The 12,192-nt window shown below is 43.6% G+C and carries 8 protein-coding genes, 1 tRNA gene, 1 pseudogene and 1 riboswitch; of the genes and pseudogenes, 8 read left to right on the forward strand and 2 right to left on the reverse strand.

Annotated features, from left to right (window positions below):
- Nucleotides 1-83 precede the first annotated feature (83 nt).
- Nucleotides 84-197: riboswitch (FMN riboswitch) on the reverse strand.
- A 51-nt stretch (nucleotides 198-248) separates the two neighbouring features.
- Entirely contained in the window at nucleotides 249-782 is a 534-nt protein-coding gene (locus VM640_RS05540) for a GNAT family N-acetyltransferase (RefSeq protein WP_325390425.1), read from the reverse strand.
- Between the two features lie 143 nt (nucleotides 783-925).
- Nucleotides 926-1,002 (reverse strand) — tRNA-Pro (locus tag VM640_RS05545).
- 266 nt (nucleotides 1,003-1,268) lie between these two features.
- On the opposite strand from VM640_RS05545, the pseudogene VM640_RS05550 reads away from it, so the two are divergent.
- The 8 genes and pseudogenes from VM640_RS05550 (at nucleotide 1,269) to VM640_RS05585 (ending at nucleotide 12,164) form a co-directional block, all read left to right on the forward strand.
- A pseudogene (locus VM640_RS05550) lies at nucleotides 1,269-2,112 on the forward strand (DegV family protein).
- Between the two features lie 39 nt (nucleotides 2,113-2,151).
- On the forward strand, nucleotides 2,152-2,400 hold the full coding sequence (locus VM640_RS05555; protein ID WP_325390426.1) for an NUDIX hydrolase: 249 nt from the start codon (nucleotides 2,152-2,154) through the stop codon (nucleotides 2,398-2,400).
- A gap of 432 nt (nucleotides 2,401-2,832) precedes the next feature.
- The gene (locus tag VM640_RS05560) at nucleotides 2,833-3,609 is read left to right on the forward strand and encodes an ATP-binding protein (protein ID WP_325390427.1); all 777 of its coding nucleotides are present in this window, start codon (nucleotides 2,833-2,835) and stop codon (nucleotides 3,607-3,609) included.
- 69 nt (nucleotides 3,610-3,678) lie between these two features.
- A complete protein-coding gene (gene cooS, locus VM640_RS05565; protein ID WP_325390428.1) occupies nucleotides 3,679-5,697 on the forward strand; it encodes an anaerobic carbon-monoxide dehydrogenase catalytic subunit in 2,019 nt (672 codons plus the stop codon).
- Between the two features lie 19 nt (nucleotides 5,698-5,716).
- Nucleotides 5,717-7,897: an acetyl-CoA decarbonylase/synthase complex subunit alpha/beta gene (acsB, locus tag VM640_RS05570; protein ID WP_325390429.1), complete on the forward strand. Its 2,181-nt coding sequence runs from the start codon at nucleotides 5,717-5,719 to the stop codon at nucleotides 7,895-7,897.
- A gap of 132 nt (nucleotides 7,898-8,029) precedes the next feature.
- On the forward strand, nucleotides 8,030-9,358 hold the full coding sequence (acsC, locus tag VM640_RS05575) for an acetyl-CoA decarbonylase/synthase complex subunit gamma (RefSeq protein WP_325390430.1): 1,329 nt from the start codon (nucleotides 8,030-8,032) through the stop codon (nucleotides 9,356-9,358).
- Between the two features lie 88 nt (nucleotides 9,359-9,446).
- Nucleotides 9,447-11,357, forward strand: coding sequence for an ASKHA domain-containing protein (locus VM640_RS05580; protein ID WP_325390431.1), 1,911 nt, complete (start codon nucleotides 9,447-9,449; stop codon nucleotides 11,355-11,357).
- A 48-nt stretch (nucleotides 11,358-11,405) separates the two neighbouring features.
- Nucleotides 11,406-12,164 (forward strand): ATP-binding protein, encoded by a 759-nt coding sequence (locus VM640_RS05585; RefSeq protein WP_325390432.1) that lies wholly within the window; start codon nucleotides 11,406-11,408, stop codon nucleotides 12,162-12,164.
- Nucleotides 12,165-12,192: the final 28 nt, after the last annotated feature.

The following is a 12,192-nucleotide window of genomic DNA, read 5'->3' on the forward strand; positions in this document are numbered from 1 at the left end:
TTAAATAAATAAAAAAGCACCCGAAAAACCTCCGGGTGCTTAGGGCACACTAAAAAGAACATGCGAACATAGAACATCTGCGCAAGCTCCTCTTTCCATCCAGACTATACTGTCGGCTCTGGACATACACCAGATCAGCCTTTCGGCTCGCGGGCTTTACCGCCGGTAAGGAATTTCACCTATCCCCAGAGGGTAGACAATTTATTTGTTTGAAATTGAATATATCATACTCTATATCTTGTCGAATTTCAACTTTTCTTGAAAAACTCAGGGCGGAGCAAACCAAAAATCAAAGCATCATGATATTGCCCTTGAACAAAACGGGCTTCTCTCAGTTTTCCTTCTAACTTAAATCCGAGTTTCTCATATGCTTTGATCGCGCGTAGATTGCCATCCCAAGTATCCAGACTGAGGCGATGAAAATTCCATTGACTAAATATATATAGAAGGAAAGTCTCAAGTGCATCTGTCCCAAACCCTTGTCCCCAATGTTTCTTATCGCCGATGACAATAAAAAGGGTCGCCGATTGGGCTGGGATATTCACCTCCCGAAAACCAATCGTGCCAATAAGTTCTTGCTGCAGATTGAGAATCGCATAGCGCCGTTCATCCGAATCCGGATCAAAGAAGCGTCCTTCAATTTCATTTTTGCTTAGCAGCGTATTCAGTGGCCAGGCTCCACTAGACCACAGATTGACTTCTTGGTCATTATACCACTGATAAAACGCCTCAATATCCTCGATTTCAAGAGGCCTGATTACTGTTTTATGACCTTCTAACATAAAATCACCCAAATTCTAATCACTTTAGATAATCATACTCGCGAAAAGTGAATTTGCCAAAGAATAATGCCAAAAGAGGGTCAAAAAAGCTCAAATATAAGAACAAAGGGTTTTCTCATCTTGAGAAAACCCTGAAATAACAATGGTCGGGGCGACAGGATTCGAACCTGCGGCCTCTTGGTCCCGAACCAAGCACGCTACCAAACTGCGCTACGCCCCGTTTACCGAACGAGTATTATATTAACAAACGCCAGACGGACTGTCAAGCATACTTTTTTCTTTCTAAATTGCTTATAACTTTTTTATCAGGTTTTGCCTTCAGCCCTTTCTCTACCTTCTAATATATTGCAGTTCTACAATATATTAGATATACTACTATAAGTAATTAATTTACCCCAATTAAATAACCTTTTTTTGTAAGCAAAAAAGAGAAATTATAATACATGCGTCTGAAATTATTGAATAAATGAGTGGGGGAGAATATTTTTGCGAAGAACCGCAATAGTCATGGATTCGACTGGGTATCTGACTCCAGATATCCTCAGAAAATACGATATTAGAATTGTCGCTTTAACCGTAACAATTAAGGATGAAACTTTTGCTGAAAATGAGCTCTCTATCGAGAACTTTTTTACTAAATTAGGAAAAGGCACTTCAACAACCTCACAACCTTCTGTTGGTGCATTCCTTCAAGTTTATGAATCCTTGATTATGGCAGGGTATCAAGAAATTGTGAGCTTACATTTATCCCAGAAAATCAGTGGTACGATTAATACTGCGCAAATGGCACGAGCACTGCTTCCTGATGTTCCCATCCAGATTTTCGATTCAGGCTCTTTTAGGGCTAGGACTTCTCGCATGGGCCGCTGCAGAATGGGCTGAAGCGGGTTTTAACGCACCCGAAATCATTAATAGATTACCTAAATTAAAAGAACAAACTGAGCTGTATTTTATAGTTGATACTCTAGAATATCTCCAAAGGGGCGGGCGCATCGGAGGAACGGCAGCTTTAATGGGAACTTTACTTCAAATTAAACCCATCCTCTACTTTAATTCTTCGGGAATAATTGACGTTTTTGAAAAGGTTCGAACTAAAGGTAAAGCCTGGCAAAGAGTTATAACTGAGCTAGATCGTGCACTTTCCTCTGGAATCTCTTACCGGATTGCCGTAATCCACGTTGGCTTACCTGAAGAGGGGAACAAAATTGCCAAAGAACTCCAGGAGAAATATTTTGCTCACGAAATCCGCGTATTTGAGGCCGGACCCGTGATTGCAACTCATGTTGGACCAGGAGCTACAGGTTTAGCCTTCCATCCTTGGCCCCACTAATTTTAAAGCTCACCACGAAATATCCAGACAATAAGTCTTATGCTGTTACAAAATAGTCTTCTCGACGTTCTTGCACTCCTTGAAATCCAAGATGCCAAAGTCCTCGTTGCTCAACATCCTAAGTACGATCGCTTTGTAGGTAAATGGGAACTTCCAGGAGGGGAAATCGAGCATTCTCTATTATTTAAAAATTACGGATTCCCAGGATGGTCCTTCCGAGACACATTAATTCTTGACTCTGAACACCTTTTTAAAGACAGAATTGTTTTTAAAAAGGTGTTTTCATAAAAATTCGCCTTTAAACTACATAGGTTTGTAATATTTTGATTTATATTTATATTTTGATTTATATTTATATTTTGAATAGTTGAGTATAGTTTCACAAAGAAGGAATAATTAAAACAACCGACGAAACTATTGAACAATAAAATACTACTGTTCCCCCTAAAAAAGATACCGTTTAGAGGCAACAACATAATTTTCTGAATCTTTGCAGGATTTAGTGAACTTCAGGAGAATAACTTAAAAAGATTAATTTTTTTGAAAAAAAGGACAATCAAAAGTTATAAAGAAATTGTGATATAACGTGCAATGTTAGTAGGATTTATTCTTTTAATATCGAATTAGAATTAAAAGGTATTTTGTGTAATATTGCCGATCGATATCAGAACATGAAAATATACAGGCTTTCATGTTCATAAGAATAGGAGATGACCCAAATTGAAGATTGCTATTTCAGGAAAAGGTGGGGTCGGGAAGACGACCTTTGCAGCAAATTTAGCCTTTTGGTTGGCGACACGTGGCGTTCAGGTTTTGGCTGTGGATGCCGATCCCGATGCGAGTTTGGGTACGGTCTTAGGCATCTCCGATGAAGTTTTGGCAGACTTGAAACCAATCGTCGACATGAAAGAGCTTATTGAAGAACGGATGGGAGGGAGTGGCGCCTTTTATCCGCTCAATCCTCAGGTTGATGATATTCTCGATGATTATTCGATTTCGTTAGGGGATCCCTTAGGATCGATTCGTTTTTTCAGGATGGGAAATATCAAAGGAGGCGGAACCTCCTGCTATTGTAAAGAAAATAGTTTTCTCCATGCGCTTGTGAATTCGTTGATCCTCGGTGAAGAGGACACCGTCATCTTGGATATGGGAGCAGGTATCGAGCAATTAACCCGAGGTACGGCCCAAGGGGTAGATATTCTCGTCATTATAACCGAAGCCAGCACTGTTAGTGTTCATACAGTGAAGGTCATTCAGAAACTCGCTCTAGAATTAGGTATACCAAAGGTTGTCGTCGTTGGCAACAAAATCCGTAGTGTTAAAGAAGAGCAATTTTTACAAAGTCAATTTTCGGCGGAGACATTGTTGGGTCTTATTCCTTTTAGTGAGGAATTGCTTGATATGTCTGTCAACACTGGCTCGGCCGCTTTTCCTTCAGGTGCCCCAGGTTTTCAACTTGAAGACATCTACCAACATATTATTGCAGAGGGGAGATGATGGATTCCGTATTCTAGATTCAGCATACAGAGTTTATTCTGAGCGAGTAAAAAGGAGGAGGTTTGATTTATGCCCAGATATCGGGATTTGACACACACTGCCCGACCCTCAGATGCATCACGTGTGATCGAGCCAAAAAATCCCTTGCGCACCACTGATCCAGGTGCCCTGGAAATGCTCAAAGTAGCACAAGAACAACATATTGAAACCGTTTTTGACCGTTTTGTTGCTCAACAACCCCAATGCGGTTTCGGGTATAAAGGTGTTTGTTGTCGGATTTGTCTAGCCGGTCCCTGTCGCGTTAAAACTCAAGAAGGCCCGGGTAGCAAAGGAATCTGTGGAGCTACCGCCTACACGATCGTTTCTCGTAACTTAGTCCGAATGATCGCCGGAGGGGCTGCATCCCATTCTGAACATGCTCGACACGTTTTACACACCGCTCACGCAATGCTAGAAGGCAATGCCCCAGATTACGAAATTAAATCACCGGAAAAGCTTCATAAATTAGCATCTGATCTGGGGGTTCTCACCCTAAATCGTGAAGTTCGTGAGATATTTAAAGACGTGACTGAAATTGCTTATGAAGATTTTGGTCGTTATCAAGACCGACCTTTAGCTTTCTTAGATAGCCAACTCAGTGAGCAACGCCGCCAAAAATTCCAACATACAAATGTTATGCCGCGCTCAATCGACGGCACCGTAACCGAGCTTACAGCTCAAACGGCAATGGGCGTGGACAGTGACCCAGTTAATCTTATCTTCGGTGGTATAAAAGGCTCTCTAGCCGATTTAGGCGGAGAATATATCGGAACTACCTTTAGTGACATTCTCTTCGGCGTGCCAAAGCCCATTGTCTCTGAATCTAATCTTGGAGTCATTAATCCTAAGATGGTTAATATTGCCGTTCATGGTCATAATCCGGTTCTCAGTGAAATGGTCGTTGCCGCTGCTCGTAAAATGAAAGATGAAGCCAAAAAGGTTGGAGCCGAAGGTGTCAACATTGTTGGCATCTGCTGTACCGGTAATGAGCTCTTGATGCGTGAAGGCGTATACTTAGCGACCTCTTCTGCCTCCCAAGAGATGGCAATCATGACAGGCGCACTTGATGCGATGGTGGTCGATATTCAATGTATTTATCCTGCTGTCCAGCAAGTAGCAGAATGCTTCCATACTAAGGTCGTTACGACTGAAGGCATCATGAAAATTCCGGGTGCCCAACATATAGCCTTTAATGCCGAAACAGCCATGGGAGACGCCGAAAAATTGATTCGAATCGCAATTGAAGCCTATACGAACCGTGATCCCAAGAAAATTTCGATTCCCAGTGAACGGCACAAACTCGTTGCTGGCTTTAGTCTCGAAGCTTTAACTGAAATCTTCGCTAAAATCAACCCTGATCATCCAATTTCCGTTCTCACTGATGCTATCCTGAGTGGTCAAATCAAAGGGGTCGTTCAGATGGCTGGGTGCAACAACCTTAAACGTCCTCAAGACGAGTCCCATATTGCTATTCTTAAGGAACTGGTTAAAAACGATGTCTTCGTTATTGCCACTGGTTGTTCAGCTGGAGCCTTCGCCAAGTTTGGTTTAATGAGTCCAGCTGCTGTTGATGCTTACGCCGGAGATGGACTCAAGAGCTTTCTACGGACGCTCGAAGAAGCCAACCCGCAGCTCACAACAGGTCTACCACTCGTCTTCCATATTGGCGCCTGTGTTGACAATAGCCGCGGCATGAATCTCCTTATGGCGATGGCCGAAGAGCTTGGGGTTGATTCACCAAAAGTACCCTTTGCTGCATCTGCCCCTGAAGCCATGCATGAAAAGGCAGTGGCGATCGGTACCTTTGGCGTTGCCATGGGTGTACCCGTCCATGTCGGAACCCTGCCATTCTTGGAAGGAAGCGATCTCGTCTACGGAGTTACAACCCAAATTGCGCATGACGTCTTTGGTGGTAACTTCATCTTTGAAGTGGACCCGCAAGAAGCTTCTAAAAAGATACTCGACGCACTGGAGTATAGAAGTTGGAAACTGAGAATTCATAAACAAACAGCTGAAAAATTTGATACTCAAATCGCCCAAGTTTGGTAAAGGAAGGAGGAACGACCCAATGTCTATGGAACAAATTTATGAAAATGCCATTAAAGACCCTTCACAAGAGCCCAAAAAACTATTACGTAAGACGTATGATGGTACGATTATCGCCTTGACCTATGCCGAGATTCTGCTCAACCGTGCCATCAAAGACTATGGCAAAGGGCAAACTATTGGTTATCCGGATACAGCTTACTACCTACCAGTTATCACTTGCCTGTCTGGGGAGAAAGTTACAACCTTAAATCAGCTCGTGCCAATTCTTAACCGGATGAGAAATCAAGTGAAAACGGGACTAACTTTTGAGAATGCGCGTCTCTGGGGAGAATCTGTCCTTTATGCTGCAGAAATTATCGAAGTCATTCATTATTTACAGGGCGATGAACCTAAAGTCGCACCCTGGACGGGTTTCTTAGGTGACCCAGTCGTTCGTAAACATGGCATCAAGATGGTGGACTGGACAATTCCTGGTGTTGCTGTTATCCTTGGTCGGGCCAAAGATTCCAAAGCAGCTAAAAAGATCGTTGATAACCTCATGGGAAAAGGGTTTATGCTCTTCCTCTGTGATGAAATCATTGAGCAACTTCTCGAAGAAAACGTCAAAATTGGCTTAGATTACATTGCCTTCCCCATAGGAAACTTTACTTCCATAATCCATGCTGTCAACTACGCCTTCCGTGCAGGCCTCGCTTTCGGCGGAATTCCGGCAGGCGAACGGGAGCAACACCGTGACTACCAACGCCGTCGTGTCCGGGCTTTCGTCCTCCATCTCGGCGAATTAGACGATGTTAAGGTTGCTGCCGAAATGGGAGCTATCTTCATGGGCTTCCCAGTTCTCACTGATCAAGAACTCGGAGATGACATGCAGATTCCGGATTGGTATATTTCCGAACCAGATTATGAAAAAATGGTTCCTCTTGCTTTAGAAGTTCGTGGAATTAAGCTGACCAATATTGAAGTCCCCATTCCGGTTAACTTCGGACCTGCCTTTGAAGGGGAAACCATCCGTAAAGGAGATACCTATGTCGAATTCGGAGGCGGCAAAACTACTGCCTTTGAACTTGTTCGTATGGTCGGACCTGATGAAGTTGAGGATGGGAAAATCACAGTTATCGGACCGGAAATTGATTCTATACCGGAAGGAACTCGCTTACCCCTTGGTATCATGGTTAAAATCTATGGTCGGAAGATGCAGGAGGACTTTGAAGGAGTTCTCGAACGCCGCATTCACTACTTTACAAACTATGGTGAAGGAATTTGGCACGTTGCTCAACGTGACCTCTGTTGGGTTCGAATCTCCAAAGATGCCCGCGCTAAAGGCTTCTTAATAAGGCACATCGGAGAAATCCTCCTTGCGAAATTTAAACAAGAATTTCCAGCAATCGTGGACCGTGTCGAAGTAACAATTTTAACCGATCAAGCGGCTATTGATGAAAATATTATCAAGGCCCGGGAACGGTATCGTGCACGGGATGCTCGAATGAAGAGTCTGACTGACGAAAGCGTCGATACATTTTACTCCTGTCTTCTTTGTCAGTCCTTCGCGCCAAACCATGTCTGTATTACAACCCCAGAGCGAGTTGGGCTTTGCGGTGCAGTGAGCTGGTTAGATGCTAAAGCTGCCTATGAGATCACGCCTACAGGACCAAACCAACCAATTCCGAAAGGTCCGGCTATCGATGAAGTCAAAGGGATGTGGCAAAGTTGCAACGATTATCTGCGTCCTGCTTCCAATAATACTTTGGAGGAAGTCAATCTCTATACGTTGATGGATCGACCGATGACGTCTTGCGGTTGTTTTGAGGCGATTATGGCAATTGTTCCTGAGGTAAACGGGCTCATGATCACTACACGTGAACATAGTGGCATGACACCTTGTGGGATGACCTTCTCAACTCTCGCCGGCACCGTTGGCGGCGGCTTACAAACCCCTGGATTCATGGGTATAGGACGTTCTTATGTAGTCAGCCGGAAATTCATTCCAGCCGATGGAGGTATCGCCCGCATTGTCTGGATGCCTAAAGAACTTAAAGAGTTTCTGCGTGAAGACTTTGTTAAACGTTCTGTCGAAGAAGGACTTGGTGAAGATTTCATCGATAAGATTGCCGATGAAAGCGTTGGTACAACCATTGAAGAGATTATTCCCTTCCTTGAGGAGAATGGACATCCGTGCTACTCACTTGAACCCTTGATGTAAAGTTCAATAAACCATAGATAGAGTTTAGAACTTCACTTGCAGTAAGTTTCCTGTATTGTGCCCCTCTGCTTTTATGCCTTACAAAAAAGCAGAGGGGACTAACAAACTTAGAAGAAAGGGGTTAACCATCACATGGGATTAACTGGACTAGAAATCTATAAACAACTTCCTAAGAAAAACTGCGGAGAGTGCGGAACTCCAACTTGTCTTGCTTTTGCAATGGCTTTAGCCGCAGGCAAAGGCGCTTTAGAAACTTGCCCGTATGTAACCGATGAAGCACGTGAGAATCTTGCTTCAGCCTCTGCTCCGCCGATTAAAGCGATTAAATTTGGTAATGAATCCATTCTTGGTGATGAAACCGTATTATTCCGCCATGATAAGACCTTTTATCATCCCACGACCTTATTGATTCAAGTCGCCGATTCGCTTACCGATTCGGAAATTGATTCTAAGCTGCAAGAAATTGAAGGTTTAGAGTTTGACCGTGTTGGTTTACACTACAGTGTCGATGGGATAGCTATTGTCAACGAATCTGGAGACCCTGCTCGCTTTAACCAAGTCGTTGCTAAAGTTGCTTCAGCAACTCAACGTTCCTTGTTACTTCTTAGCGAAAATCCTGCTTCTTTGACGGCCGCAGTACCGGGAATTGCTTCACGGAAACCCTTAATCGGTTCAGCAACTTCCGAAAACTACGAAGCTGTAGTGAACTTGGCGAAGGAGCAAAATGTTCCCGTCATCCTCAAAGCAGATGGCTTAGACGCTCTCAATGAACTGGTCGAAAGCGCACAAAAATTGGGCTATAAAGAATTCGTTCTTGACCCAGGTTCTCGTACCATCAGCCAAACCTTAGCCAATTTAACCCATCTTCGGCGTTTAGCGATCAAGAAGAAATTCCGTCCGTTCGGATATCCTGTTGTTGCCTTTACAACCAAGAATGAACCTTTAGATGAGATTGCTGAAGCTTCTGTGTATGTTTCCAAATATGCAAGCGCCGTAGTTTTGAAGACCTCGGGCAAAGCTCATATCCTCCCGCTCATGGCACTACGACAAAATCTCTACACTGATCCACAAAAACCGATTCAAGTGGAGCCCACACTTCACGTTATTGGGGAGGTTAATGAGAATTCTCCGGTTTATATCACAACTAACTTCTCTTTAACCTACTACAGCGTTGAAGGGGAAGTTGATTCTAGTAAAATCCCAAGCTATATCCTTCCGATTGATACGGATGGAACGTCAGTTCTGACCTCTTATGCCGCTGGTAAATTTGAACCAGAAAAAATTGCTGATGCCTTAGCTGCGTGTGGGGTAGCAGATAAAGTCAGTCATCGTAATTTGATTATTCCGGGGGCAGTTGCGGTTATCTCTGGTAAGCTTCAGGAAAAATCCGGTTGGAAGGTTATTGTTGGGCCTCGCGAAGCAAGTGGAATTATCTCCTTTGTTCGTGCACTTCAAGCCTAATCAATTATAAATTCCAGCGTAACTCAGAGAGAAAGCAGAATCTGCTAAGATAAAAAGAGGGATTAGTATAGGGGATGGTGAGACTGTCATGGCCCAATATCAAGTTAGATTTATGCCAGAAAATAAGATTATTGAGGTTGAGCAAGGTACCTCCCTACTTAAAGCGGCTTCCAAAGCTGGAATCTATATCAAGTCAGGTTGTGGGGGCAAGGGTACCTGTGGGGCCTGCAAAGTTACAGTTGTTTCTGGCAACGTCGAAACTGTAGGAACGGGGAATTTGAACCCAGATCAAATCGCTCACGGAGTACGACTGGGTTGTCAAACCTTTGTGCAAGGGAACTTAACGGTTGAGGTCCCACCGGAATCCCGCCTTCAAGAACATCAAGTTCTGATGGGGGATGTCCATAAAGGAATTTTACAGGAATCTGCGAACGATCTTCTTATCAAATACGGGCTTCAACCGTTAGCCAGTAAAATCAGAGTTCAACTTTCTGAACCGACCTTAACAGATAATGCGAGTGATTGGGCCAGATTATCAGTTGAACTCAAACGTACTTTGCCCTATGAAAAAAACATCGAAATACCCTTATCTGTCTTACGGGACTTACCCGAAATACTGCGCCAATCAAACTGGGATGTTTCTCTGACTTTGACAGATATGGAAGATAAGTACACCATAATCAGAATCGAGCCTGGAAACGATCTACCACCACGTGGTTTAGCCATTGATATCGGTACCACTACGGTTGTTGTTTACCTCGTGAATCTTGAAACTGGAGCAATTGAGGATAAACAAGGAACGTATAATAAGCAGGCTAAATTTGGAGATGATGTAATTTCCAGGATTGTCTATGCCGTAGAGACACCCGAGAGTTTGCAAGAAATTCAACAAGCCGTCATTGACACGATTAATGAATTAACGGACAAACTCCTGGCGCGCCAAAACCTAACCCAGGATGATCTTTGCACAGCTGTTGTCGCTGGTAATACCACAATGACTCAACTTTTCCTGGGTATCAACCCTCGCTACCTTCGTCTCGAACCCTATATTCCCACCGTCAGTCTTACACCCTCTGTTGCAGCAAGAGAAGTCGGTCTCCATATCCTACCTGAGGCTTTAGTTCATTGTTATCCTTCGGTGGCAAGTTACGTAGGTGGAGATATTGTCTCCGGTGCTCTCATTACCGACATGGCCAATAATGAGGAAATCACACTTTTTATTGATATTGGTACGAATGGTGAGATTGTACTTGGTAATCAAGATTGGCTCGTTTCTTGTGCTTGTTCCGCAGGTCCGTGTTTTGAAGGTGGAGGAATTACTTTTGGGATGCGTGCCATGCCAGGTGCAATTGAGCGGGTTAATATTGATCCCGTAACGTTAGATGTGAATATAGCCGTGGTTGGACGAATTCCACCCGTTGGAATTTGTGGATCTGGACTTGTCGATTGCCTTTCCAAAATACGTGAAGCAGGAATTATCGATCGAGCAGGTAATTTTCAACTTGAGCATGTCTCACATTCAGCGCGCTTGCGTCAAACCCAAGATGACAAGGAATTTGTCCTTGCCTGGGCTCATCAAGCCGGAGGGGAAAAGGATGTTGTCATCACCGAGAACGACGTAAAAAATTTAATTCGGGCTAAAGGCGCTATTTATGCGGGTATTCGCTCTTTATTGCAAATGGTAGCCGTGGACATTGACATGATTGACCGGATCGCTATCGCCGGTGGGTTCGGCAACTACCTAAATGTTCACGATTCAGTTCAAATCGGCTTATTGCCGGACTTGCCACCCGAAAAGTATGAGTTTATTGGCAATTCCTCGGTCAAAGGAGCTTGCTTAGCCTTATTATCGCAAAAAGCTTGGCACGAAGCAGCTGACTTAGGTCGGAAAATAACGTATGTAGAGCTCTCCATTGGGACGACATTTATGGATGAGTTTGTATCTGCACTTTTCTTGCCTCATACGGACTTATCCTTATTCCCTACGGTTGAAGGATAATTTCATCCTGACAATCATTTATCCTAATAAGTTTGGAGGTGCGATATTATGGCAAAATATGTAGCTGTTGCAGGAAAAGGTGGGGTAGGAAAGACAACCTTTACAGCCCTCTTGCTAAGACAAGTGTTGCGAAATCACAAGGATATTTCCATCTTAGCTGTGGATGCTGATCCAAATGCCAATCTCAATGAAGCGCTTGGGCTCGAAGTTACAACGACAATTTCCGAACTATTGGAAGAAACAAAAAATCCTAAATCCATTCCTGAGGGAATGCCAAAGAATGTATTTGTTGAGTACAAACTTCAACAAACTCTGGTTGAATCCCAAGATATCGATTTACTGGTCATGGGAGGACCGCAAGGCCCAGGATGTTACTGCTATCCTAATGATCTTCTCCGCAAGTACTTAGAGGACTTGGGAGGCAGTTATGACTTAGTTGCTGTCGACACAGAAGCCGGTTTAGAGCATATCAGTCGAAGGACGATTCCCCACATTGATACAATGTTCGTCATCAGTGATTCTTCGGCTCGGGGAATTCGTTCCGCTGGACGCGTTCATGATTTAATCAAAGGATTGCATTCTGCAGTAGGGGAAGTCTATCTCGTCGTTACGAAAACGACAGAGGACAGCTTAAATTCACTTTCTGAAGAAATCGCGAAAACAGGACTCAATTTAATTGGGGATATTCCGCTTGATCCCTTAGTCACGAAACAAGATTTAGCGGGAGAAGCACTCTACGTTCTGCCAGATGAATCTGTGGCCGTTCAGGCTGTACAAAAAATTGTTGAGAGATCTCGAATTTTTTAATCCTATCCGATTATTAAACTCAAAAAAT

The organism is Desulfitobacterium sp. (assembly GCF_035539115.1).
Lineage (GTDB): Bacteria > Bacillota > Desulfitobacteriia > Desulfitobacteriales > Desulfitobacteriaceae > Desulfitobacterium_A.

Coding starts and splice junctions, on each gene's coding strand:
- VM640_RS05540 (WP_325390425.1), bottom strand. CDS start 782: ATGTTAGAAGGTCATAAAACAGTAATCAGGCCTCTTGAAATCGAGGAT.
- VM640_RS05555 (WP_325390426.1), top strand. CDS start 2,152: ATGCTGTTACAAAATAGTCTTCTCGACGTTCTTGCACTCCTTGAAATC.
- cooS (WP_325390428.1), top strand. CDS start 3,679: ATGCCCAGATATCGGGATTTGACACACACTGCCCGACCCTCAGATGCA.
- acsB (WP_325390429.1), top strand. CDS start 5,717: ATGTCTATGGAACAAATTTATGAAAATGCCATTAAAGACCCTTCACAA.
- acsC (WP_325390430.1), top strand. CDS start 8,030: ATGGGATTAACTGGACTAGAAATCTATAAACAACTTCCTAAGAAAAAC.
- VM640_RS05580 (WP_325390431.1), top strand. CDS start 9,447: ATGGCCCAATATCAAGTTAGATTTATGCCAGAAAATAAGATTATTGAG.
- VM640_RS05585 (WP_325390432.1), top strand. CDS start 11,406: ATGGCAAAATATGTAGCTGTTGCAGGAAAAGGTGGGGTAGGAAAGACA.